Origin of the sequence: Labrenzia sp. THAF191a, assembly GCF_009363335.1 — a bacterium.
Classification (GTDB): domain Bacteria; phylum Pseudomonadota; class Alphaproteobacteria; order Rhizobiales; family Stappiaceae; genus Roseibium; species Roseibium algicola.
Genome location: NZ_CP045333.1, coordinates 3,528,882 through 3,552,048 on the forward strand (window position 1 = coordinate 3,528,882; position 23,167 = coordinate 3,552,048).

The 23,167-nt window shown below is 60.0% G+C and carries 21 protein-coding genes; 14 read left to right on the top strand and 7 right to left on the bottom strand.

Going from position 1 to position 23,167, the window contains the following annotated elements:
* Positions 1 to 24: 24 nt before the first annotated feature.
* The 5 genes from fliM to FIV05_RS16200 all read left to right on the top strand — a co-directional run bounded on the left by fliM (position 25) and on the right by FIV05_RS16200 (position 7,876).
* A complete protein-coding gene (fliM, locus tag FIV05_RS16180; RefSeq protein ID WP_228872743.1) occupies positions 25 to 1,221 on the top strand; it encodes a flagellar motor switch protein FliM in 1,197 nt (398 codons plus the stop codon).
* Positions 1,218 to 1,775: a DUF6468 domain-containing protein gene (locus FIV05_RS16185; protein WP_031269186.1), complete on the top strand. Its 558-nt coding sequence runs from the start codon at positions 1,218 to 1,220 to the stop codon at positions 1,773 to 1,775. The genes fliM and FIV05_RS16185 overlap by 4 nt, the downstream gene beginning before the upstream one ends.
* The gene (locus FIV05_RS16190; protein ID WP_152510269.1) at positions 1,772 to 2,503 is read left to right on the top strand and encodes a hypothetical protein; all 732 of its coding nucleotides are present in this window, start codon (positions 1,772 to 1,774) and stop codon (positions 2,501 to 2,503) included. Before FIV05_RS16185 ends, FIV05_RS16190 begins: the two co-directional genes overlap by 4 nt.
* Before the next feature lie 93 nt (positions 2,504 to 2,596).
* Entirely contained in the window at positions 2,597 to 6,886 is a 4,290-nt protein-coding gene (locus FIV05_RS16195) for a hypothetical protein (protein ID WP_209009679.1), read from the top strand.
* 225 nt (positions 6,887 to 7,111) lie between these two features.
* The gene (locus FIV05_RS16200) at positions 7,112 to 7,876 is read left to right on the top strand and encodes an alpha/beta hydrolase (protein WP_152510270.1); all 765 of its coding nucleotides are present in this window, start codon (positions 7,112 to 7,114) and stop codon (positions 7,874 to 7,876) included.
* Between the two features lie 36 nt (positions 7,877 to 7,912).
* Here the strand turns inward: FIV05_RS16200 and FIV05_RS16205 are convergent, their stop codons facing one another.
* The 3 genes from FIV05_RS16205 to FIV05_RS16215 form a co-directional block, all read right to left on the bottom strand.
* A complete protein-coding gene (locus tag FIV05_RS16205; protein WP_023000718.1) occupies positions 7,913 to 8,872 on the bottom strand; it encodes a DUF2336 domain-containing protein in 960 nt (319 codons plus the stop codon).
* 222 nt (positions 8,873 to 9,094) lie between these two features.
* On the bottom strand, positions 9,095 to 9,817 hold the full coding sequence (gene fliP, locus FIV05_RS16210; RefSeq protein ID WP_031269188.1) for a flagellar type III secretion system pore protein FliP: 723 nt from the start codon (positions 9,815 to 9,817) through the stop codon (positions 9,095 to 9,097).
* Between the two features lie 44 nt (positions 9,818 to 9,861).
* Positions 9,862 to 11,721 (bottom strand): flagellar biosynthetic protein FliO, encoded by a 1,860-nt coding sequence (locus tag FIV05_RS16215; protein WP_152510271.1) that lies wholly within the window; start codon positions 11,719 to 11,721, stop codon positions 9,862 to 9,864.
* A 423-nt stretch (positions 11,722 to 12,144) separates the two neighbouring features.
* Here FIV05_RS16215 and flgB point away from each other — a divergent pair, with 423 nt between their 5' ends.
* From flgB to chrA, 9 genes are all read left to right on the top strand, one after another.
* Positions 12,145 to 12,549, top strand: a complete 405-nt coding sequence (gene flgB, locus FIV05_RS16220) for a flagellar basal body rod protein FlgB (RefSeq protein ID WP_023000722.1) — start codon at positions 12,145 to 12,147, stop codon at positions 12,547 to 12,549.
* A gap of 32 nt (positions 12,550 to 12,581) precedes the next feature.
* The gene (gene flgC / locus FIV05_RS16225) at positions 12,582 to 12,992 is read left to right on the top strand and encodes a flagellar basal body rod protein FlgC (protein WP_023000723.1); all 411 of its coding nucleotides are present in this window, start codon (positions 12,582 to 12,584) and stop codon (positions 12,990 to 12,992) included.
* Between the two features lie 34 nt (positions 12,993 to 13,026).
* Positions 13,027 to 13,347 (top strand): flagellar hook-basal body complex protein FliE, encoded by a 321-nt coding sequence (locus FIV05_RS16230; protein WP_031269190.1) that lies wholly within the window; start codon positions 13,027 to 13,029, stop codon positions 13,345 to 13,347.
* Between the two features lie 24 nt (positions 13,348 to 13,371).
* On the top strand, positions 13,372 to 13,638 hold the full coding sequence (gene fliQ, locus FIV05_RS16235; RefSeq protein ID WP_023000725.1) for a flagellar biosynthesis protein FliQ: 267 nt from the start codon (positions 13,372 to 13,374) through the stop codon (positions 13,636 to 13,638).
* Positions 13,639 to 13,651: 13 nt separating this feature from the next.
* Positions 13,652 to 14,425, top strand: a complete 774-nt coding sequence (gene fliR / locus FIV05_RS16240) for a flagellar biosynthetic protein FliR (protein WP_152510272.1) — start codon at positions 13,652 to 13,654, stop codon at positions 14,423 to 14,425.
* A 9-nt stretch (positions 14,426 to 14,434) separates the two neighbouring features.
* Positions 14,435 to 15,514 carry a flagellar biosynthesis protein FlhB gene (gene flhB, locus FIV05_RS16245; RefSeq protein ID WP_152510273.1) on the top strand — a complete coding sequence of 360 codons (1,080 nt, stop codon included), beginning with the start codon at positions 14,435 to 14,437 and terminating at the stop codon, positions 15,512 to 15,514.
* Between the two features lie 153 nt (positions 15,515 to 15,667).
* Positions 15,668 to 18,220, top strand: coding sequence for a cell cycle histidine kinase CckA (cckA, locus tag FIV05_RS16250; RefSeq protein WP_023000728.1), 2,553 nt, complete (start codon positions 15,668 to 15,670; stop codon positions 18,218 to 18,220).
* Between the two features lie 52 nt (positions 18,221 to 18,272).
* On the top strand, positions 18,273 to 18,608 hold the full coding sequence (locus tag FIV05_RS16255; protein ID WP_152510274.1) for a cupin domain-containing protein: 336 nt from the start codon (positions 18,273 to 18,275) through the stop codon (positions 18,606 to 18,608).
* Positions 18,609 to 18,821: 213 nt separating this feature from the next.
* Positions 18,822 to 20,090: a chromate efflux transporter gene (gene chrA / locus FIV05_RS16260; RefSeq protein ID WP_152511953.1), complete on the top strand. Its 1,269-nt coding sequence runs from the start codon at positions 18,822 to 18,824 to the stop codon at positions 20,088 to 20,090.
* Positions 20,091 to 20,108: 18 nt separating this feature from the next.
* Here chrA and FIV05_RS16265 read toward each other — a convergent pair whose 3' ends face one another.
* The 4 genes from FIV05_RS16265 to FIV05_RS16280 all read right to left on the bottom strand — a co-directional run bounded on the left by FIV05_RS16265 (position 20,109) and on the right by FIV05_RS16280 (position 23,094).
* Positions 20,109 to 20,648 (bottom strand): hypothetical protein, encoded by a 540-nt coding sequence (locus FIV05_RS16265; RefSeq protein ID WP_062488279.1) that lies wholly within the window; start codon positions 20,646 to 20,648, stop codon positions 20,109 to 20,111.
* A gap of 4 nt (positions 20,649 to 20,652) precedes the next feature.
* Positions 20,653 to 21,282: a lysophospholipid acyltransferase family protein gene (locus FIV05_RS16270; protein WP_152510275.1), complete on the bottom strand. Its 630-nt coding sequence runs from the start codon at positions 21,280 to 21,282 to the stop codon at positions 20,653 to 20,655.
* Between the two features lie 277 nt (positions 21,283 to 21,559).
* On the bottom strand, positions 21,560 to 22,486 hold the full coding sequence (locus tag FIV05_RS16275; RefSeq protein WP_152510276.1) for a phosphatidate cytidylyltransferase: 927 nt from the start codon (positions 22,484 to 22,486) through the stop codon (positions 21,560 to 21,562).
* Complete coding sequence (locus FIV05_RS16280) at positions 22,483 to 23,094, bottom strand: CDP-alcohol phosphatidyltransferase family protein (protein WP_152510277.1); 612 nt, start codon at positions 23,092 to 23,094, stop codon at positions 22,483 to 22,485. The genes FIV05_RS16275 and FIV05_RS16280 overlap by 4 nt, the downstream gene beginning before the upstream one ends.
* Positions 23,095 to 23,167: the final 73 nt, after the last annotated feature.

A 23,167-nucleotide genomic window follows, 5' to 3' on the forward strand; every position in this document is an offset into this window, starting at 1 on the left:
GATGACGACCTGTCCGAAGAGGATATGGCCGATGCCTGGGGCGCCGCTCTTGCAGAGCAGGGTGCCGGCAGCGACGACGACGAAGATCTCGCCGCGGCGTGGGGTGCTGCTCTAGAGGAGCAGGGCGCCGGCAGTTCCGACGACATGGCGGCCCAATGGGCAGCCATGATCGACGACAGCGAACCGGACCTTGAAAACGCCACGCGCGGTGCCGACCGTGTCCTGAACCAGGAAGAAATCGACAACCTCCTCGGCTTCAACATCGAGGATACGATTGCTGGCGACCAGAGCGGCATCCGCGCGCTGATCAACTCGGCAATGGTTTCCTACGAGCGTCTGCCGATGCTCGAAATCGTGTTCGACCGTCTTGTGCGTCTGACGACCACATCCTTGCGCAACTTCACGTCCGACAACGTGGAAGTGTCGCTCGATTCCATCAGCTCGGTTCGTTTCGGCGACTACCTGAATTCCATTCCGCTGCCGGCCATTCTCGGTGTCTTCAAGGCCGAGGAATGGGACGGGTTTGGTCTGATCACCGTTGAATCCAGCCTGATCTATTCGATTATCGACGTGCTGCTTGGCGGGGGACGGGGAACCTCGGCCGTGCGCGTCGAGGGGCGGCCCTACACCACGATCGAGACCGGTCTGGTCCAGCAGATGGTGGCGCTGATCCTTCAGGATGCCGAACACGCCTTCGCGCCGCTTTCTCCGGTCCATTTCAACCTGGAGCGTCTTGAGACGAACCCGCGCTTTGCCGCGATTTCCCGGCCCGCAAACGCCGCCATTCTTGTCGAGCTCAGAATCGACATGGAAGACCGGGGCGGGTCCGTCGAAATCATGATGCCCTATGCAACGCTGGAGCCGATCCGCGATCTGCTTCTGCAGATGTTCATGGGGGAAAAATTCGGCCGGGATCCGATCTGGGAAGGCCATTTGGCGACCGAAATTCATGCCGCGGAAGTCGAGGTCGATGCGGTTCTTTACGAGACCTATCTGCCTCTCGGGCGGGTGCTCAGTCTCGACGTCGGCCAGACGCTCGTCTTCGACAAGGAGCCGACCGACCCGGTGACGATCAAATGCGGCAACATTCCACTGACCGAGGGAACGCTCGGCAAGGTGGAGGATTCCATTGCCATCCGTGTCGCAAAGAATTTGCGCAAGCCAAAAATGACGCTGGCCGCCTTCGAGCGCGCCATGCAAAGCGAAATGGGGGACCAATGAGCACTTTGCCACTCGGAATGATCATTGAAGGACTGGTCGCGGTTCTTCTGGTGATTACCATCGGCTACTGCTTCACGCTGAACCGCCGTCTGCAGCGCTTGCGGGCCGACGAAGAGGTACTGCGTGCGACCATTTCGGAGCTCATGACGGCCACGGAAATTGCCGAGCGTGCCATCCTCGGACTGAAGACGACCGCGGCGGAGGCCGACAAGACACTTGGCAGCCGTCTTAAGCAAGCGGAAACCATGTCTCACACTCTTGCCGAACAAGTTGGCGAAGGTGAGATAGTATTCACACGGATATCGCAGATTGCGGAGGCGGCCCGTTCGGCTGCGCCGCAGCGCGAGGCGGTGACGAGGAGCGATCCTTATGCGGCTCAGCCGCAACCGGAGCCGCAACAATACGCGCAACAGGCTGCAGGCTATGGCCAGGCAGCTCCGGCCGTGGAGCCGGAGCGCCGCAGAAGCAGCCGGGCTTCCGACATTCGCAGTGCTGCGGCGGAAGCAACTGCGCGACTGGAACAATTCCGTAAACGGAACGGTGCTGCTGCATGAACTTGAGACTGCTGCCTTTGTTGGGTGTTTCGGCAAGCGCTCTGCTGGCCCTGAAGCTACTTGGCTTCGCGCTGGGCCCGCAAAGCGGCAACCTGCCCATCAATGGCGCAGTCGCACAGGAAACGCCGGGGGGCGACGGCGGTGACATGGCTGACCCAACGGCTGAAATGGCCGCGGATGGTCCGCCGCCGCCACCGCCTCCGGGAGGCGGGCTGCCCGACCAGCCGGCCCTGCCGGACAGTCTTGAAATCGGTGGTTCGGCCGCCGAGCGCGCCGTTCTGGAAAGTCTTGGCAGACGGCGCGAGTCGCTGCAGGAGCATGAAGGCCAGCTGGACCTTCGTGAAAAGCTTCTGCAGGCCACAGAAGAACGCATTCAAAAGCGCGTTGACGAACTGAAGAAGCTCGAAGAGCGCATCGAGGCTGCTGTCGGACAGAAGCAGGAGCAGGAAGAAAGCGAAATTGCCGGCCTCGTGACCATGTACGAAAGCATGAAGCCGAAAGATGCCGCCCGGATCTTCGACCGCCTGAGCCTGCCGGTCCTGCTGAAAGTCGTGCGCCAGATGAAACCTCGCAAGATGGCAGATATCCTCGGGAAAATGGATCCCGAAGCGGCCGAGCGCATGACTGTGGCAATCGCGAACGCCTCTCCGTTACCCGCAGCGGACACAAAACCGGTGCAGGCACAGGCGCAAGCGCCGGAGGCCTTGCCGAAAATTCCGTCAAACTGACCGGAAAGACCGGATTTCGGCGTATCGCGTAAGGGCACGTTAACAAGACCTGACTAACAATAGTGTGTTGGCGTCATCCGAGGACAGAACATCTTGCCAGGACCGTTCCTGACATCCCAGACCGGCGGAACTCCCGCGTTTTCGGACAGGGTGCGAGCTTTCGCGCGCCTGCTGGTTTCGTTCTGGCTTGTTCTGGCCTGCTTCACGGGTGCTTCCCTGGCTCAATCCGACAATATGGAACCGGTTGATCTGACCGTTTCTCCGGGGGAAGGCTATGGCCGTATCGTCCTGACGTTCAAGGATCGCACGCTGCTTCCGATCTATGATGCGGTCATCACAGGCGGGGTCCTGCGGATTTCCTTTGAAGATCCGATCGACATCAACGTTGACGATGTTCCGCTGGACCTGGGCGACTACGTGACCATCGCCCGCCGAGATCCGGACGGAAGTGCCATCCGCTTTGCACTGAAGAACCAGTTCCAGATCAATACTCTGGAGGCCGGCGAAAAGCTGTTTGTCGATATCCTGCCGATGGACTGGCAAGGCTTGCCGCCAGGACTTCCCGACGATGTCGTACGTGATCTTGCAAAGCGTGCCGAAGAGGCGATGCGCAAGGTTCGCGCCCTCGAACAGGCGCGGCTGAAGGCTCAGGAAGGGCCGGAGGTGACGCTGCATGTGGGTGAGCACCCGACATTCACCCGTCTGGTGTTCGACTGGTCGATCAAGTTCGACACCGCTTTTGTGCGCGAAAACGACATCATCAAGGTGACGTTCAACCATCCGGCACAGCTGGACATTGCCCACCTGCGCGCGCATCTGCCCCAAGGGGTGATCGACGCGACCTCCTTCCTGGATCAGGGCAAGCTGAAATTCCTTATGCGCGTCGAGCCGTCGGTCGACATTCGGGCGTTCCGGGAGGAACAGACCTACGTTATCGACGTGACGCCGGAAAACATGGAAGTGAATGATCCGGCAAATGCGCTGATCAACAAGGAACTGTCCGTCGAAGACAACGAAAACCGCAAGGACATGATTACCGCTCCAGGCCTGCGCGACACGCGTGAGGTCAAGAACCCGCGCGGAAATCCGACGTCCGGCGCGAGCACGGCGAGCGGAGGCGGGGTCCTGAAGGAATCCAAGGCCGATGAATCGCCGGCCTATACGATTGTTCCACTGGGAGGTGGCAAGACGGATGAGGGAGCCGAGGCACCTCAAGCACCGCAGCCGTCAGCTGTTGAAAATTCTGATCAGTCCGCCGCACTGTCGGCCGAGCCCGATCCGGAAGCCGGTCGTGCGAACGCTCCGGCCGAAACTCAGCTTGCCATGGTCCCGCGCATCAAACCGTTGGTCGGGGAAGAGGCGTTGTCAGGGCCAGGTAGCGGGACCGAGATCGCTGCCGCTGGTGTTGACGTCACTCCGACCGCCTTGGCGGTCGAAACGCTTCCTGCGCCTGAGCTTGCAGCGGCTGTCCTGCCGATTTCGGCTGATGGCGCAGCTGAATTGCTGACGACAGCGGCCATTCCCGCGGCCGAAGCAACAAGCGGGAACGACGCCGTTGCTCCGTCCAACGATGGTCTTGTAACCGTTGCCCAGGCTGAGCCCGGTGCTTTGCCGTTGAACGAAGTGCTGCCGGAGGATGAGGAAATCGTCCGGGAAGCGCCGATGCTGGACTTGTCCACGCAGCAGATCGGCGACCAGCAGCAGGAAGCCGCGCCCGAGAACAACGGTATTCCGACACTGCAGCAGGTCGAGACAATCAACCGGGGTAGCCAGCCGAATGCGCCGTATGGCGCAACGCCAGTGCAGATCCTGAACACGCCGACGCTTGGAAGCGGCGACGTTCCTGCTGGAATCCAGCTTCCCGGCACGCAACAATCAGCACCGGAAACCTGGCGCGCGAACGGCGGTCAGGATTTGAACCAGGGGCGTCCCTCACCGGAGCAGCCGCCGGAAAACTTCGCTGAGGAAGTGCGCAATTTCGTTTCTGCCGAGGCCCGGCGCATCGGGAACACGGTCCGCGTTGTGTTTCCGTTCTCCGAGCCGGTTTCCAGCGCGGTGTTCCGGCGCAATGACAGCATCTGGCTGATCTTCGATACCGATGCAACGATCGACACCCGGGGGATGGTCTCGGCGCTGGCCGAAACGGCGGAAACAATCGAGGTTCAGCAGTTCGACGATTACCAGATCCTGCGGATGGACATGACCGATCCTGTGCTGGCGACGGTGGGTGTTGACGGCAATGCCTGGTCGCTCGTTATCGGCGACCTGATTCTGGAACCCTCCATTCCGCTGCAGCTGGAACGGACTGTGCGAGGCGATGGCGGCTCCGTGCTGCGTGTGCTCTATCAGGATCCACAGAACATCCGTCAGATTACCGACCCGTTCGTTGGCGACACGATATCTCTCGTCACCGGCTTTGGTCCGCCACGCGGTCTGTTGAAGCCTCAGACGTTTGTCGACCTGGACGCCCTGAGTTCCGCTCAGGGCATTGCCGTCGTGCCGAAATCTGACGGCTTGAAGATGAAGATCCTTGGAGATGACGTGATCATCGAAAAGGAAGGCGGTCTTGCGCTTTCCAGCCAGCATCTGCGTGGCGGATCCGGATCGGGTCAGACAATCGTCGATCCCGAAGACAGCAATTTCATCGAGTTCGTTTCCCTGAGTACCGAAGGTCCGGGGGCTTACCGCACCCGCTTGCTGGAGCTGCAGGACAAGCTGGCAAAATCACCGGCAGGCAAGCGCCGCAAGCCCTTGATGGCTCTGTCGCGGTTCTATCTGGCGCATCAGTTTGCGCAGGAAGCGCTGGGGCTGATGAAGCTTGCGCTGGAAGAAGAGCCGGCACTTGCCGAAGACAGTTCCTTCAACCTGATGATGGGGGCGGCCCAGACCCTGGCCAACCGGCCCGACGCGGCCTATGCGCATCTGAACCGGCCAGACCTGAAGAACAGCCCCGATGCTGCTGTCTGGCAGACGATTGTCGATGTGAAACTGGGTAACTGGACGTCCGCCCGCATTGCCATGCCGCGCGGACGTGCCGTGGTCGGCAACTACCCGGAAGCCATCCAGACAGAATTCAAGCTCGCCGCCGCACAGGCCATGGTCGAGGTCAATGATTTCGGTGTTGCCAACAGCGTGCTGGCCGAGATCGAGCCCGCCGAAGTGACCCGGACGCAGGCTGCCCGTTACGATATCCTGCGTGGCCGTGTTGCCGATGCCTCCGGGCGATCACAGGAAGCCTTGACCGTGTTCGATCTCGTGACCAGGTCCGACGATCGGCCGCGGGCGGCCGAAGCGGAATACCGCGCGCTCCGGATTCGTTACCGGGATGGCGAACTCAACATGGAGCAGGCCATCGATCAGCTTGCCGGGCTTGCAACGTCCTGGCGTGGTGATGAAATCGAATTGAAGACATTGAGGTTCCTGGCACAGCTCTATGCCGAGCAGGGCCAGTACCGCGAAGCGTTCGAAGCCATGAAATCGGCCGTTCAGGCTGAACCCGATGCGGATACCACGCGGCTGCTGCAGGAAGAGATGAACGGCCTCTTCAACGCTTTGTTCCTGGACGGCAAGGCGGACGAGATGCAGCCGGTGAAGGCGCTGGCACTCTTTTATGATTTCCGCGAACTTGTGCCGATCGGTCGTCAGGGAGACGAGATGGTCCGCCTTCTGGCCAAGAGACTGGTGGAAGTCGACTTGCTGGACCAGGCAACCGAGTTGCTGCGCCATCAGGTTGACAACCGCTTGAAAGGTGCCGCGCGGGCGCAGATTGCAGCGGATCTTGCCGCGATCTACCTGATGGATCGCAAGGCCGAGGAAGCACTGCGGGTGCTCAACCGGACACGGCAGGCGAGCCTTCCGTCGACCCTGGAGCGTCAGCGCAACATCGTTGAAGCCCGTGCCCTGACCGAAAGCGGGCGCCCGGATCTTGCCCTGGAACTGGTTCGCAACATGCGCGGTTCGGATGTCGATCGGTTGCGGGCAGATACATTCTGGGCAGCCGAAAGCTGGCGGGATGCGGGTGAGCAGCTGGAAGCGATGCATGGCTCACGCTGGTCCGACAACATTCCGCTCGACGATCTTGAACGTCGCGACATCCTGCGGGCCGCGATCGCCTATTCGCTGGCAGGTGACCAGCTCAGCCTGGAACGCCTGCAGACAAAGTACATGTCCAAGATGTCCGACAGCCCCGAGGCAATGTCCTTTGAGGTCGTGACCCGGCCGATCGAGGCGCAGGGTGTCGAGTTCCTCGAAGTCGCCAACAGGCTTGCCGATGTCGATTCACTGGAAACCTTCCTGAAAGAATACCGGCGTCAGTACATGTCTCCCGATCGCAGCCCGGATCAGTCTGCCGCTGCGCCCGTCACGGAAGAAAATGCCGGCTGAAGCTGACGCTGCATGAAGGTTGTCCGGTTGCAGGGTGTTGCCTCTTGCGCACCGGTGCCAACTCCTGTTCAGTTGCGGTTGTTCACCCTTCCACACGTGTCGCTATCCGCAGCACGTTCTCACAAAGAACCTGATTATCCGGCCTCATGGCCCCACCTTTCCGTTTTGCAGCGGTGGATGTGTCGGTTCGATGGCGTTGGAACACCGGAACAAAGGAACGTCTTCATGTCCTTGAAAATCGTCCGGCGTCTTATCCCGGAATGGGGCACGACCTATGGTCCTGCAGGCGAGGGGCCCTTTCCTGCCGTCATGGTGTTTCATGGCTCAGAGGGGGCATGGTCGGGCTGGAGCCATCGAAATGCGGTTCTCCTGGCAGCACACGGTTACCTGGCCTTTCCTTTCGGCTACTCGAAGGGTGGCAATGCCTGGAATGCCGGCAGCATTGAAAACGTGTCACTGGACAGAAGTCTGGAAGCCTTCCGGGCGCTGCGTGCATTTGAGGCCGTTGGTGAAAAGGCGGCATTCTATGGCGTGTCGCGGGGGGCCGAACATGCCCTTTTGCTGACAGCCCTGATGGCGGAGGAAGGTCTTGACAGCCTGCCTGACGCGGTGGCTGTGCACAGTCCTCCAGACGTTGTGTGCGGGGCGTTCGACAGCAAGGCTTACCGCGACGCTGGAGATCCTGGCTGGCAGCCATGGGACCCCGGTGAGCGGGCATGGTCCTGGCGCGGGTCTTCCGAAAACCTTCTTCCTACGAAACAGATCGAAATAGAGCGCTATGACGGACCGGTTTTCCTGAGCCACGGGTCGGCCGACCGGGTCTGGTCAGTGGCCATGACAAAGCGTCTTGAAGCGCGGCTTCTTGCCCATGGCCGGAAGCCGGAGGTTCATATCTACGAAGGCCAGGACCATATCCCGACCAGTGCTGCAGAAAACCTGCATCACGAGAACCTGCTGACATTTCTGGACAGAAATCTTCTGGCATCGTGACATTGCCGAGGGCGGCGAGCTGACCACTCAGTCGTGTCAGGTGACTGCCTTCAGAAGCGACTGTGACGGCGGCTGACCCGGGTTCTGATGCGGTTTCTTGAGTTCGGACTTGTAGCGCATGACAAGTTCGGGAATGGAGCGGGTGCTTCGGTCCAGCCACTCGCAGCGTGCTTTCAGGAAGTCGCGATAGGTCTTTTCATGGATGCCGGTCTGCAGCATCAGGCGCATGATTGCACCATCCGCATCGGATTTCAGCGTGTCGGAAACAACCTCGTCGGCGAGGTTGATCTTGCGGCTGATCAGCCAGATGGCCGCATCAAGGCGGCCTTCTTCGAACAGCGTCCGCAGGATTGCATCGAAGGACAGCTCGCCGTTGGCAATCTGGATGCTGGCTTCGTGGCGCGAATAGGTGATGCCATCGAGGTCGATGCTGCCGTCGTGTCGCTCTTCGATGGTCTTCGCCAGGCGCTGCAGTTCGCCGGTTTCCAGTGCCTTCTTGAGAGGAGGCGGGATCAGCGGACAGTTGGTCTCCAGAATGTCCATCTGGGTTTGGAGAAACTCCTCGTCTTCCAGTGCACGCCTTGCAATGCCGGCGAGCACGTCTGCTTCCGTGTTTGCAAAGATCAGCAGGGCGAGTGTGCCTCGGACGGAAAAGGGCGCTGCCATGTTATGGAGGAGCTCGTGGACCACATCCCGGCTGGCCCGCGCAATCATCGTGTCGGTCATCTCTTCGGAAAGATCAGGTCTCTTTGCCGTTGACTTGCGCTTGTCGTTGCCGCCGTTTTTGGCGATCTGCATGAGACCGTTCTGGCTGATCATCGGCGAGCATTCGATCACCGGTTCCGACAGCTCGTAATCTTCCTGGGCGAGCCGGTCCGCAAGGTCGGGGATGATGCGGTCGGTTTTTGCAAGGCGTACGACAAGTTCGTAGCGTGCAGCGCGGTCCAGCTGGTCGAAAACCGAGAGAACAATTCGCGAAAACAGTTCCCGCTCCATCTCCGTCGGCTCGTGGTCTTCCGACCGCGCATATTCGCCGACGAGCGTGCGGATGAGTTTTGATCTCGCCTCTGGTTCTTTGATCCGGGCGAGCTGTTCTAATTGTTCTCTTAACACTGTCCTGCCGCTATTAACGAAGGGGCACAGTTCGGGCCCGCACGGCTGTAACTATTACAGTCCTATCTTAATTTTCTTCTACTTTTAACGACTTGGCCGGGTGCTTCAGCCGCCGCCGAAGCTCTTGACCAGGGAGCCTGCCACCAGGTTCCAGCCATCGACAAGCACGAAGAAGATCAGCTTGAACGGAAGAGAGATTACCACCGGCGGCAACATCATCATACCCATGGACATCAAGACGGATGCGATCACGAGGTCGATGATGAGAAACGGCAGGTAGAGCAGGAAGCCGATCTCGAAAGCACGCCGCAGTTCGGAGATCATGAAAGCGGGAATGAGCGTGGCCATGGAAAGGTCTTCCGGGCCTTCCGGTGCTTCTTCTCTGCCGGAGAGTTCCTCGAACAGGGCGAGATCCTTTTCGCGGACCTGGGACAGCATGAACGTCCGGAACGGATCGGAGGCGCGCTCGTAGGCCTGCTCGAATTCTATGTCCCCGTCGATGAGCGGTTGAACGCCTGCATCATAGGAAGCCTGCAAGGTAGGCATCATGATGAAGGCCGACAGGAACAGTGCAAGGCTGACCATCACCATGTTGGGCGGGGCCGTCTGCAGGCCAATAGCAGACCGCAAGAGCGACAGTACCACCACAATACGGGTGAAGCTTGTCACCATGACGAGAATGGAAGGCGCCAGCGACAGGATGGTCAGAAGGACAACCATCTGGACGGCGCGTTCCGTCAAGGTGGTGTCATCGCCAAAACCGACCGAGATTTCCTGCGCCGCAGCCGGTCCGGCCAGAACCGCGAGCAGTGCGGTCAGCAAAAGCATCAGGCGGATCAGACCGCCAGGCCGCAGGAGCGATTGCAAGCGCATCATCCGTTTGACTGTCCACCCAGTTCGTCCAGGATCTTCGCCATTTCTTCCTCGATGGGATTTCTGTCGCCCAAACCGGCGGAAGGCCTGACAGGCGCCTTGACCGGTGGCGCAGAGCTCGTCACCGGACCGCCGGTTACAGGGGCAGGAGCTGCTACCGATGCCGCGGCAGACGGCGCGACCGTCGCGGTAGCGCTTGTGGTTTCTTCCTGCGTCTCTTCAGCCTCGTCGGCAGATGCCTCGTCAGTTGGCATTTCCGCAGCGGAAGACGCTTCGGGTTTGTCCTGAGCCGGGGTGGACGCTTCCGGCACGTCTTCCAGGAGATCGCCGATATCCAGCGAGAGTTCCCTGGAAGGGGCGGCTTCTGCGACCGACTGCGTTTCGGCTGTGGCACCTTCCTCTTCTACGGAAGCCGCTGTCCGGGCTTCATCATCCGCCGTGACGTCGGCAGGTTCGATTGCTTCCGTCACTTCGGGCTCTGAAACATCGCTTGAAGAGAGTTGTGCATCGGCCATCTGCACGCTTTCGTCCACCGTGTCCGCCATCGCCTGGCCGAGGTCGGCGGGCTGGTCCGGTTTCGGCATGCTTTCTTCCGCCGGTGCTTCCTGCGTCGGGGCCTGTTGAGGTGCGGATGCTGCGGTCAAGGTTGCGGCAACGAGCACCGGCTCCACCTTGTGCTCCGGCAGAACCTGCTCAACAGGCTTCAAGAGAGCGGTTTTGGCACGTGCCGCCGGTCCGGAAGCGGGCGGGGAGATCGTTCCGCCATAGGAAGGCCGGTCACGGGCCGTGAAGGGGCGTGCCAGGGACTTCAATGTGGAAGCTGTCTTGCTTTCCTGCGGGGCAGAGGGAGCCGGAACGGCAGGGCGCACTTCCGGCGCCTTTACGGATGCTGTTGCAGGTTCACTCGCCTGTATCTCAGCTTCCAGGGCAGCAGCAATGTCGACCTTGCCTTCGTCGGTGCTTCGCGGAGGCGAAACTTCCGGCGAAGCAGGCGCGGGAGCGGCTGGTTTCGAAGCGGCCCGGTTGAAGCCGTTCTGAGTGGCGGCACGTAGCAGATCACTCGCGCGGCCCAGTCCTCCACCGCTTTCCGGCTTGTCAGGGGTGGTCTTTGGTGGCGTTGCCTGTTGGGCCGGGGGCGTCGGGGCTTGTACGGTTGCCGGAGCACTCTCGGCCGCACGCGTGGCGGTAAGCCGGGAGGGAGCGGGTTCCGAATAATTGCGTTGCGGTGCAGCCGAACTCACACTGGGGGCTGCCGGCGTGGCAACCGGGGTGGCCGGTGCCTGATACGAAGGCGCGGCCGGTGCGGATGGCTGTGCCGCCGGAGCGGCAGGTTGCGGTGCCGGAGCGGCCTGTTGTGGTGCCGGTGAAGACGGCTGCGCTAACGGCGCGGCAGACGGAACTGGCGTACGTGCCTGGACTGCGGGTGCTGCAACTTCCTGTTCTTCGAGGAAGTCGTCGGGCCGGGCCGGGATCTCCGGTCCGGGGGCGACCGCGGCCTTGACCGGCATCGGCAGGTTCGAGGGAGACGGTTGTCCGGGCCGGGCCTGGGCCAGCGGGGTGTTGCGAACGATATTCTGTTCCACCACAACGTCGCTCGGGCCGCCAACCAGGATGAGATGCTCGATATTGTCCCGGCGAATGAGCAGCAGCCGGCGGCGAGCGTCGACAGAAGCACTGTCCATGATGGCAATCCGGGGCTGCCGGTTGCGGCTTTGTGGAGCGCTTGCCCCCATCAGGCGCTTCAGAATGAAAATAAACAGTCCGAACAGCAGCAGCACGACGGCCAAAGCCAGGATGACTGCAATAGCCTGCGTGATGCCCCCGCTCACGTTGAATGTGGTCTCAATCCAGTTATACATCTTACCCTCGTGCCGCCCCGCTTGCGGTTTGATCGCGTGTGCCGGTTACTCCGGTTTTTTGCCTCAATTGGGGAGGTTTGCCTTTATCCCCAGTAATTCCGGCGGTTGAGCCTGTGCAGGCTCCTGTCTCGCAAACCTCTCGGCTTTTTTGTTTTTCCCCGTTGCGGCGGGAGTGTTTTGCCCCGTCGGCACCGGTTCAGCCGCTTGCTGATCTGCTTCGAATCTCTCTAGGACTTAAAGTTAACAGAGGCAGGCAAATTTTGCCTGTTGGCGGCGCCTCTCTTTTTGCGAAATGCAAAGGAAAGTTGCCTCCTCCACTGGTTTTTGAAGGGTTTGGGCCGGAAGAGGTAAATGGCTGTTAACTTTTCATTAACCATTTGAACGGCAATCATTGCCGGGTTGGTTAACGAATGGTGAATCGGAATGGCCATAACGGATCTGCCGCTGTTCCAGGCATTGAAATCCAAGATGCAGTGGCACCAGACGAGACAGAGCGTGCTGGCGCAGAACATCGCCAATGCGGATACGCCCGGATACATGGCGCGGGACGTGAAGGAATATACCTTCAAGGATCACATCGGGCGGCAGTCACTGAACCTGGCGACGACGACGACGGTGGCCGGGCACATCCCCGGGAAGCTGGGAAATACCGGTTCGGCCAAGATCGAGGAAGACGACACCTTCGAAGTCACGCCGAGCGGCAACAGCGTCAATCTGGAAGAGCAGATGATGCACATCACCGAGAACCAGATGGATTACCAGGCTGCGACAACGCTTTACACCAAGGGGCTCGGTCTGATCCGGACCGCGCTTTCCAAGAGTGTATGAGGCAAGGCAGCACAAGCTAGAGGACCGATAACATGGACCTGATCAAATCCCTGTTCATCTCGGCAAGCGGGTTGAGAGCTCAGAACGGGCGCATGCGCATCATCGCGGAAAACATCGCGAATGCGAACTCCACCGCCAAGACGCCTGAAGAACTGCCGTACCGGCGCAAGATTCCCACCTTCAAGAGCCATTTCGACAGGGAAATGGGCGCCGACATGGTCGAGCTGGGCAAGATCGCGGAAGACAATACGGACTTCCGGTCGGTGCACATGCCCGGTCACCCGGCGGCCGATGCCAACGGTTACGTGCTGCAGCCCAACGTCAATACGCTGATCGAAACGACGGACATGCGCGAAGCGCAGCGATCCTATGAAGCCAATCTGAACGTCATCGATTCCACGCGGCGGATGCTGCAGCGGACCATCGACATCCTGCGCGCCTGAGCGGCAGTCCTAATCCGGGAAGGGAGCCTTAGTCATGTCTACTCCGTCGATCGCAAATAATGCCTACCAGATGGCCGCCAAGCTGCAGCAGCAGGCGCGTGCGATCGAGGACAAGGCGGGCGCTCCCGAAGCTGCCGGTCTCGACTTTACCAAGCTGGTGGAAGAGGCTGTCGGCGGTGTCGTCGACAAGGGCCGTGTCGCAGATGACAAGGCAGTCGGCCTTGTCGAGGGCAAGGCTGACGTGGTCGACGTTGTCACCGCGATCGCCGAAACGGAAGTTGCTCTGGAAACGATGGTCGCCGTTCGCGATCGAGTGATTTCCGCCTATGAGGAAATCATGCGGATGCCGATCTGATCCGATGCGGCAAGGGGGCCTTTGATGACCGCTGGTGAAGTTCTCGATCTCGCCCGTGAAGGCGTTTGGACCATGATCCTGGTGGCCGGACCGGTCATGGTCATCGGTCTGTTGGTGGGTGTCGTCATCGCCTTGTTCCAGGCTCTGACGCAGATCCAGGAAATGACGCTGGTATTCGTTCCCAAGATCCTCGCGATCTTCGTGACGATCCTGATTGCGCTGCCCTTCATGAGCCAGGTTCTGGAGGCCTTCATGGGCAGGGTTGCCGAAATGATCCTGACCACCGGTTAGGACGTGGACCTTCATGACCATACAGCTCGATTATCTGCCGAACATCGCAGCCATCTTCATGCTGATGTTCGCACGTATGGGCACGATGGTCATGTTGCTGCCGGCTCTGGGCGAAAGCACGATCCCGACACGGTTTCGGCTGACCATTGCCCTGGCGTTGACGATTGTACTCTACCCCGTCGGCTCGCAGTATTACCCTGTCGACCTGACATCCAATACCTATCGCATGATTGCGCTCCTCTTCGGAGAACTGGCCATCGGATTCGGTATCGGCCTGTGCGCCAAGATGATCACGTCCGTCTTGCAGATCGCCGGCATGATCATGGCCAACCAGTCCGGCCTTGCCTTCGCGCTTGGGACGGATTTCGCCAACCAGGGCCAGCAGGGGGCGCTGTTCGGCAACTTCCTGTCCATTCTCGGTATTACGCTGGTCTTCGTCAGCGACAGCCACTTCCTGGTGATCGCGGCGCTCCACGACAGTTTCACGATCTTTCCGCCTGGCCTTGCTCCGCCGGTCGGGGACTTTTCACAGAACGCAACGGAAACCGTTGCGCATGTGTTTTCCATCGCGGTGCGCATGAGCGCGCCTTTTCTGGTTGTCGGTCTGGTTTTCTATTTCGGCCTCGGCCTGCTCAACAAGCTGATGCCGCAGATGCAGATCTTCTTTATCGCCATGCCCGTGAATATCGCGATCGGGCTGTTTCTGCTCATGGTGCTGATCGCGACACTGATGATGTTCTATCTGGATCATTTTCAGGAATCGCTCGGCAAGTTCATCGTGGGGTAGCGCTGCGCTATGGCTGACGATACCGACGACTCGGAAAAAACAGAGGACCCCACGCACAAGCGCCTGAAAGAGGCGCATGACAAGGGGGACGTACCGAAATCTCAGGAAGTCAGCACCTGGTTCACACTGGCCGGTGCGACGCTGATGATTGCCATTTTCGCGCCCAGCACTGCCGTGTCGCTAGGCGAGTTGATGAAGGGCTACATGGAGCATGCCCACCAGATTGCGGTGGACGGCTACGCGCTGAAAGCCCTGTGGCGGGACACGGGGCAGTCGGTGGCTCTTATCGTCGGCATTCCGCTGCTGGCGCTGGTGATCATGGCTGTGGCGGGCAATCTCGTCCAGCACCAGCCACTGCTGACCGCGGAAACGATCAAGCCGAAATTCTCGAAGGTTTCACCTGCCTCCGGTTTCAAGCGGCTGTTTTCCGCCGACAGTCTTGTCAACTTTGCCAAGGGAATGGTGAAGATCGCCGTTGTCGGCGCCATCATGGTGGCGGTGATGTGGCCGCACCGCGACGAAGCGGAAGTTATGGTGTTCGCCGATACGAACATCATCCTGGAAGAGGCAAGGATCCTGATCCTGCAGCTTCTGGCTGCCGTGCTGGCTGTGATGACGGTGGTTGCCGCGGCCGACTTCATCTACCAGCGCAACAAATGGTTCAACAAGCAGAAGATGTCCCTGCGCGAGGTCAAGGAAGAATACAAACAGACCGAAGGTGATCCGCAGATCAAGGGCAAGATCCGGCAGCTACGCATGGAGCGGTCGCGCAAGCGCATGATGGCGGCGGTGCCTCAGGCCACAGTGGTCGTCACCAACCCGACGCACTATGCTGTGGCGTTGAAATATGAAGAAGGCATGGGAGCACCGCTCTGCCTTGCGAAAGGTACCGATGCGGTCGCGCTCAAAATTCGTGAGCTCGCCAAGGAAAGCGATATTCCGGTCGTCGAAAATCCGCCTCTGGCCCGCGCGCTTTATGCGACGGTCGAGATCGACCAGGAAGTTCCGGAAGAACACTACAAGGCTGTTGCCGAAGTCATCGGCTTCGTCTTCCGCATGCGCAAGCGGGCATCCTGGCGTGCCAACTAAGTTGCTCTCAAGGATAGCGGACTGAAAAAGTCCGCGGCAAACAGGTGAATTTCAACAGGACTTGGTCGCATATCAGTTGAAATCGGCTATTAAGCACAGAATGCTTATGTACGGCCCCTTCAAGAACCGAATCGGGCCCGGGAGACAGGATTGATGAGTGACATGGACGGGACGCCGAGCGGGCCGATGATCAGCCGCCCGGAACGTTCCGGTAATATAGGCCTTCTCATAGGTCTCGCACTGCTGCTCGTCGGCGCTGCTGCTGCCTTTGCGGTCATGGACCGCGAAGTAGCACAGCCGTTTATTCTTGCGCTGCTCGGTATCCTGGCCGTCGTCGGGGTTTTCTGCCTGTTTGCCGGAGCCATAGGCTTTCTGCGCCTGTCAGCCCGCCCTGGCGAAGCCAATCCGCTTGCCTCCGCTTTTGTCGATACCCTTGAGGACGGAGCGCTTATTACAGATCTGGACGGCCGGCTTGTCTATGCCAACAAGGCCTATGCGGATCTGACCGGCGCTGAAACCGCTGCCGACATCCGTGTGGTCGAGCGTGTGTTTTCCTCTGATCCGGATGCCGCCGACGCCATTTTCCGCCTGTCCCAGGCCATGCGCGACAGCCGCAGGGCGCAAGAAGAGATCCGCATGCCGTTCCCGCTCGGCAGGGCCGACGGCGCTGCGCGCTGGTATCGGGTGTCGATCCGCCCGTTGCAGGTGTCGAAGGAACGCGGCGGTGGCAAGCCTATGGCGGTCTGGCAGCTGGCCGATATCACCCGCGACCGGGCCGAACAGGAAAACTCGTTTCAGGAACTGCAGCGCGTCATCAATTTCCTGGATCACGCGCCGGCCGGTTTCTTCTCCTGCGATGCGGAAGGCCGCATCGTCTATCTCAACGCCACCCTGGCCGACTGGCTTGGCTACGATCTTGCCCAGTTCGATGCGGGCGACCTTGATCTTTCGAGCATCGTGCGCGGCGACGGCACCGAGCTGATCCGCTCGATCAAGGGGCAGGCGGGCGAGGTCAAGAGCGAAACCTTTGATCTCGACTTCGTCACCCGCAACGGACGCGGCCTGCCGGTGCGACTGCTCCACCGTGTACCTTTCGGCGAAAACGGCCAGCCGGGTGACAGCCGTACACTGGTTCTCAACAGGTCTCGCGGTGAGGAAGCCTCCGAGGCGCTTCGGGCGGCGGAAGTCCGCTTTGCCCGTTTCTTCAACAACACGCCGATCGCCATTGCCTCGCTCGACAAGGAAGGCCGGGTCCTGAGAACCAACGCGCCGTTCCTGAAGCTGTTCGGTGCGGTCGACACGGATGACGAATCTCCCAAGCTGGAGGCTTATGTGGCCGAGAGCGGACGGCAGGAACTGGCGAAATCTCTCCAGGCTGCTGCCAACGGGATCGGCGAGATTGCGCCGATAGACATTCCGCTGGTCGAGGGCAATGACCCGCGTTCAGCAACCTTCTACGTCTCCGCAGTGCAGGAAGGTGAGGGTGACGGCGAAGCCGCCATCGTCTACGCGCTTGAAACCACCCAGCAGCGAGCCCTGGAAGCCCAGTTCGCCCAGAGCCAGAAGATGCAGGCCATCGGCCAGCTGGCAGGGGGGGTCGCGCATGACTTCAACAACGTCCTGACCGCGATCATCGGCTTCTCGGATCTGCTTCTGGCCAGCCACAGGCCGACCGATCCGTCCTTCCAGGACATCATGAACATCAAGCAGAACGCCAACCGTGCGGCCGGCCTCGTGCGGCAGCTTCTGGCCTTCTCTCGTCGTCAGACGCTGCGTCCGCAGCAACTGGAGCTGAACGACGTTCTGGCAGATCTCTCCATCCTGCTTGACCGCCTGCTGGGCGAGAAGGTGGAACTGAAGGTGATCCACGGCCGGGACCTGTGGCCGGTCATGGCCGACCTGAACCAGCTGGAGCAGGTGATCGTCAACCTGGCGGTAAACGCGGGCGATGCAATGTCCGACGGTGGCCGTCTGACCATCCGCACGCGCAACGTCAACGAAGCCGAAAGCACTCAGTTCGACAACATCCGCGGCATGCCACCGGGCGAGTACACCCTTGTCGAGGTGGACGACACGGGCCACGGCATTCCGCCCGACGTGATGGAGAAGATCTTCGATCCGTTCTTCTCCACCAAGGAAGTCGGCAAGGGAACTGGCCTTGGCCTGTCGACGGTTTACGGCATCGTCAAACAGACCGGCGGTTTCATCTTCTGTACCTCCGAAGTCGATGTCGGCACGACGTTCCGTCTTTTCCTGCCGCGTCACATTCCGAAGGTCGTGGAGAAGAAAAAGCCGGAACCGAAGGAAGTCGAGCCGGAAAAGGTCAAGGATCTGACCGGGTCCGCATCAATCCTGCTGGTGGAAGACGAGGAGGCCGTGCGTGCCTTTGGCGCCCGTGCCCTCGCGTCGCGTGGCTACACCGTCTACGAGGCGGGCTCGGGCAACGAGGCGCTGGAGGTCATGGAAGAGACAGACGGCAAGATCGACCTCGTGGTCTCCGATGTGGTCATGCCGGAAATGGACGGGCCGACGCTTCTGGTCGAGCTGCGCAAGACCCGGCCGGACCTCAAGATCATCTTCGTGTCCGGTTATGCCGAGGACGCCTTCGAGGAAAACCTGCCTCCTGGTGAGCAGTTCTTCTTCCTGCCCAAGCCTTTCACGCTGAAGCAGCTTGCGACGACTGTGAAGGATGTCTTGAACGGATAGGCCGACCTGGTCCAGACTTGCCTCAACACCATCCGTTTGAGGCAAGAGGTCCATGCAGCTTCCAGATTTCATCCGAAAGTTTCCCGCTCTCGATGTTCCCTTTCCCGAGGACGTTGTCAGATCCTACGCAGTGCGCTCTTACGCCGGACTGGTCGTTTTTTTCGATTTCGTGAAGGACATGGTCCTGCCGCCGCATTCGCATCTGGCGCAATGGGGCACTGTCCCGAGCGGCGAGATCGAATTCACCATCGCTGGTGAAACAAGGACGATGGGTCCGGGCGCTATCTACGATATTCCCAGCGGGGCGGAGCACAGTGCGATCATCAAGGCCGGAACCAAGGTGATCGATGTCTTCGAGGAGCCTGACCGCTATCCGGTCAAGGGATAGCGCTTGATACAGGATCTGGGCGTTGCCGCCTGCAAATGCGTTGCGCCGGTTCAGGTCTGACGGCATTCGGGTAAGGATTGCAGTTACCCTTCGATCCCGAATGCGCTAGAGGAAGGTCACGACAGGCTGTCTGCGACGAAAAGGGCTGACACGTTGACCGCACATCATGCATCTGGTGAAGGCGCTCCGGGCAAGGATGGAACAGCTTTCGACCTGGAAGCATCCTGGCGGCGGCTGATATCCGTCTTTGGCAGCATTGGTCTGCTGTCTTTCGGCGGTCCGGCTGCACAGATCGCGCTGATGCACCGCAAGCTGGTTGATGAGACCGGCTGGCTTTCGGAAAAAAGCTACGTCAACGCTCTCGGGTTCTGCATGTTGCTGCCGGGGCCGGAAGCCATGCAACTTGCGACATACTGTGGCTGGAAGCTGCGCGGCGTTACCGGTGGCCTGCTGGCGGGCCTTCTGTTTGTCGTTCCCGGCGCACTCGCAATTTTCGCACTTGCCGCGGTTTACGGAACCTTCGGCAATGTGCCGCTGGTCAGTCAGCTGTTTCTGGGCATCAAGGCGGCCGTCCTGATCGTGGTTCTGGAGGCATTGCTGCGCCTTTCCAGACGTGCACTCACCATCAGGCGGCAATGGGTCATTGCAGCTCTGGCCTTTGTCGGAATTTTCTTTCTGGCTCTGCCGTTCCCGCTGATTGTTCTGGCTGCCGGGCTTTACGGTGCTGCGTTCAGCACTGCGCAGACTGAAAGCCACGGTGAGCCTGGTGTTGCGATTGGCAGGCCGATTGCGAAAACGCTCCGCACGGTGTTTCTCTGGGCCTTCATCTGGCTCGCGCCGCTGGCGCTGCTGGATCTGGCCGGCAACGTGCCCTTGCTGGCGGATATCGGCTGGTTCTTTTCAAAGCTCGCTGTCGTCACCTTTGGCGGCGCCTATGCGGTGCTTGCCTATATGGCCCAGGACGTCGTCGCCATTCACGGCTGGCTGAGCGCAGGTGAAATGATGGACGGGCTGGGCCTGGCGGAAACAACACCGGGGCCGCTCATTCTGGTGACCCAGTTCGTCGGCTTTCTGGCGGCATTTCACGAAGGTGGGCTTCTGCTTGGCCTCGCAGGGGGGCTGGTTGCGCTCTGGGCGACCTTTGCTCCCTGTTTTCTCTGGATATTTGCCGGAGCGCCTTACATCGAATGGATCTCGGCGCAGCCGAGGCTAAAGTCGGCACTTTCGGCCATCGTTGCGGCGGTGGTCGGCGTCGTGCTCAATCTGTCGGTCTGGTTCGCGCTGCATGTCTTCTTCGAAGAGGTCACGGCGACAAAGTGGGGTGTCGTGACACTCTGGATCCCGGACCTTGCCAGCCTCGACTGGCGCGTGCCGGTCCTCGCGGCCCTGTGTGGCCTGTTGCTCCTGCGGTTTCACATGGGGCTGATCTGGGTGCTGCTGACGGCGGCTCTTGGCGGGGTGCTGCTGTCACAAGTGGGATGAGGGGGGGGGCTTGCCCGCTCACCAGCCCGCGGTGAGAAAATAGTTGGCATAGACAAATGGCCAGACCGCAAGGCAAAGGGCGAGCTTTCTCCTGTCGCTGAGACGGGCGCCGACAAGCCGGGACACTGACCAGGAAATCAAGGCGACAAGGACAAACCTTGGTAGCCGCGCCACCGGCGAGACAAGAAAAAGCGATTGTGCGGGGATCGAGGCGTAGCCCGCTTCAGCCGAAAGAACCTTGTAAGGGATGCCGCTGAAGGCTCCCCCGAGCAATCCCTCGAACAGGCCTGCCTGCAGCAGTTGCCTGGCCATTTCAAATGTTGATCCCGAAATCCCGGGCACAAGCAGCAGCACCTGAAGCGTTTCTTCCGGAAAATGCTGTGCGCAGGTCCAGACCAGCAGACCGCCGAACGCGGCCGCGAAGGATGCCAGAAGCGCCGCTATCATGGCCTTGCCCAGAGAGCGAAGCGCGATGATGCTCAAAAGCGCATCGGGAGCGATGAAGAACAGCGTTGCCTCGGCAAAGCTCCAGAGCGCAGCCAGGCAGAAAAGTGCCAACTTACTATTCCCAAGATGCAAAGGTTTTTTCCGTCGAGAGAGCGTTAAAGCGCTCCTTCAGTCCGGTCATAAAATGAGTCCGGTCCTCGTTCCAAGTGATTGGTTCCCCAACGAAAATATCGCAGAAGAACGGCACCAGCAGGAACGATCCCTTCGGCAAGGCCTTGCCGAGACCATGGGTGAAGACGGGCACGACCGGTGCTTCCGGGAACCGTTCGGCAAGAAAGGAAACGCCTTTCTTGAGATCCGTCATCTGTTCCGGTTCGCCGCGTGAACCTTCCGGAAACAGGATCAGAACCTTGCCCTGACGCAGAACTTCGTAGCAGCCTTCCAGCGGGTCGACGTTCTTCTCTTTCCGGCCACGCTCCACCGGGATAATGCCGAGGACATGTTCCGACAGCCATGCCTTGAGTGGTGACGAGAAGAAGTAATCTGCCGCCGCAACCGGCTTGATGTCCTTCAGCTTCGACAGGGGCATCAAGGCCATCAGCACCATCGTATCCAGATGGCTGTTGTGGTTGGCAACGATAATGGCCGGACCGTTGGCCGGCAGCAGTTCCTTGCGACGCACGTTCAGCCCGAGCAGGAACAGGACCGCGACCTTGACGAAAATGTAGAAGATCTTCTGGAGCATCAACGGAGGTTCCTGAATGCTGACGATCGAGCGCTTGTTCCAGTGTCGTCCTCTCCTCGGTCACCCCGGACGCAGCGAAGCGGAGATCCGGGGCCGGGGAACCCAGGCGCATGATCAGTGGCTGCACCTTTCAGCCGATCTAGTGGCTCCCCGATCCCGGCTCGCGCTGCGCTTGGCCGGGATGACGAGAGGAGAGGCGCGTGGGCTTGGAGAAGAGAGAAAGAGAAGCCTGCCGACTGCGTGCGCAGAATGGGAGCGGTCATCCTGACATCCCCCTTCAGTAATAGAAATAGCGGGTGAAGTGGAAGAACAGCGGCGCGGTATAGGTCAGGCTGTCGATCCGGTCGAGGATGCCACCATGACCGGGAATAAGACTGCCGGTGTCCTTGACGCCGAGATCTCGCTTCAGGGCCGAGACGGTGACATCTCCAACGAACCCAGCGACCGGGATCAGCAGGCCGGCGGCAGCGGCGTGGATCATGTCAAAGGGCGTGACCAGCGGTGCGGTCAGAAGGGACAGAACGAAAGTGGTTGCAACGCCGCCAAGAAAGCCTTCCCACGTCTTGTTGGGACTGACGCCCGGAATGATCTTGTGACGGCCGAACAGTTTGCCCCAGGTGTATTGGGCAACGTCGTTGAACTGGGTCAGGAACAGGAGGAACAGCAGCAGGCCAGGACCACCGGTGCTGTTGGCCTCGGTCGCCGGCAGGATCAGGAGGAAAGCCGCGTGGCTGATGGAGAAGACGCATAGCATTAGCCCCCAGTTGAGGGTGCCGACAGCGCGCAGGAAGCCCTCGGTCTGCTGGGTCAGAAGGCTGACGAAGGGTAGGAACAGGAACATGTAGACCGGGATGAACACCGCGAACATGCCATAGTAGCTGTCGTAGACCCAGAAGTACTGCACGGGGATCGACAGATACGCCCAGAACAGCACCCGCCTGTCAGCCCGGCGGGTGGGGATCATCGAAAAATACTCCTTCAGCGCCAGGAAGCTGATGAGGGCGAAAACAATGATCGAGACCGTGTTGCTGACCAGGAAGGAGACGGTGAAGATCGCCACCATCACCCACCAGCTGACGGTGCGCTGAACCAGTTCGCTCATGTTCTTGGCGGAGCGTTTCGAAATCACGAAGACGATGGCGCTGGCAAAACACAGCACGGCCCAGATGCCGATCAGGGCCCAATGGATGGTCAGGAGGTTCATGCGGATTGTTTCTCCCTGATTGCCGCCCTGGCGCGGTTGAAGATGGTAACCGCGGACAGCGCCAGCCCGACACTGAAAAGGATCTGATAAAGGAGAGGCGTGGTCAGTCCAAAGGCCATCAGGAACCCGCAAAGACCGAACAGGGCTGCTCGATCGCTCTTGCCGAAGGGGCCGTCATACCGGCGGCTTGCACCGATCTGGACTGCGATCACGCCGGTCATTTCGCCGATGACGGCAAGCACGACCAGTCCGACGACAATCGGCCCATCGACAAAAGGCAGGAGTGCAAAGGGTAGGTAGAGCGCAGCGTCTGACAGCACATCGCCCAGTTCGTTGAGCACCGCGCCAAGGTCGGATTTCTGGTCGTGTTCCCGCGCGAGCATGCCGTCGATCGCATTGAGGCCCATGCGGATGAACAGAACCAGCGGCAGCAGGATCAGCGGCAGGAAAGCGCCGGGAAAGATCCAGAGCAGAAGGCCTTCGCCAATCGACAGGCCAAGCGCGGCCAGGGTTACCTGATTGGCTGTCACCCCGTTTGCGGCAAGCGATCTGCACACAGGGCGAAGCAGGTCCTGAAAACGGGACTTCAGCTGGTAAATCGTTGGCATTCAAAAACTTTCCCGACTAATTTTCGGGAAAGATATAGGTATAAATCACCCGGTGCACGCTAGAATTTCAATT

Coding starts and splice junctions, on each gene's coding strand:
- fliM (WP_228872743.1), top strand. CDS start 25: ATGGCCGATGCCTGGGGCGCCGCTCTTGCAGAGCAGGGTGCCGGCAGC.
- FIV05_RS16185 (WP_031269186.1), top strand. CDS start 1,218: ATGAGCACTTTGCCACTCGGAATGATCATTGAAGGACTGGTCGCGGTT.
- FIV05_RS16190 (WP_152510269.1), top strand. CDS start 1,772: ATGAACTTGAGACTGCTGCCTTTGTTGGGTGTTTCGGCAAGCGCTCTG.
- FIV05_RS16200 (WP_152510270.1), top strand. CDS start 7,112: ATGTCCTTGAAAATCGTCCGGCGTCTTATCCCGGAATGGGGCACGACC.
- FIV05_RS16205 (WP_023000718.1), bottom strand. CDS start 8,872: ATGGAGCGGGAACTGTTTTCGCGAATTGTTCTCTCGGTTTTCGACCAG.
- fliP (WP_031269188.1), bottom strand. CDS start 9,817: ATGCTTTTGCTGACCGCACTGCTCGCGGTTCTGGCCGGACCGGCTGCG.
- FIV05_RS16215 (WP_152510271.1), bottom strand. CDS start 11,721: ATGTATAACTGGATTGAGACCACATTCAACGTGAGCGGGGGCATCACG.
- flgB (WP_023000722.1), top strand. CDS start 12,145: ATGGCCATAACGGATCTGCCGCTGTTCCAGGCATTGAAATCCAAGATG.
- flgC (WP_023000723.1), top strand. CDS start 12,582: ATGGACCTGATCAAATCCCTGTTCATCTCGGCAAGCGGGTTGAGAGCT.
- FIV05_RS16230 (WP_031269190.1), top strand. CDS start 13,027: ATGTCTACTCCGTCGATCGCAAATAATGCCTACCAGATGGCCGCCAAG.
- fliQ (WP_023000725.1), top strand. CDS start 13,372: ATGACCGCTGGTGAAGTTCTCGATCTCGCCCGTGAAGGCGTTTGGACC.
- fliR (WP_152510272.1), top strand. CDS start 13,652: ATGACCATACAGCTCGATTATCTGCCGAACATCGCAGCCATCTTCATG.
- flhB (WP_152510273.1), top strand. CDS start 14,435: ATGGCTGACGATACCGACGACTCGGAAAAAACAGAGGACCCCACGCAC.
- cckA (WP_023000728.1), top strand. CDS start 15,668: ATGAGTGACATGGACGGGACGCCGAGCGGGCCGATGATCAGCCGCCCG.
- FIV05_RS16255 (WP_152510274.1), top strand. CDS start 18,273: ATGCAGCTTCCAGATTTCATCCGAAAGTTTCCCGCTCTCGATGTTCCC.
- FIV05_RS16270 (WP_152510275.1), bottom strand. CDS start 21,282: ATGCTCCAGAAGATCTTCTACATTTTCGTCAAGGTCGCGGTCCTGTTC.
- FIV05_RS16275 (WP_152510276.1), bottom strand. CDS start 22,486: ATGAACCTCCTGACCATCCATTGGGCCCTGATCGGCATCTGGGCCGTG.
- FIV05_RS16280 (WP_152510277.1), bottom strand. CDS start 23,094: ATGCCAACGATTTACCAGCTGAAGTCCCGTTTTCAGGACCTGCTTCGC.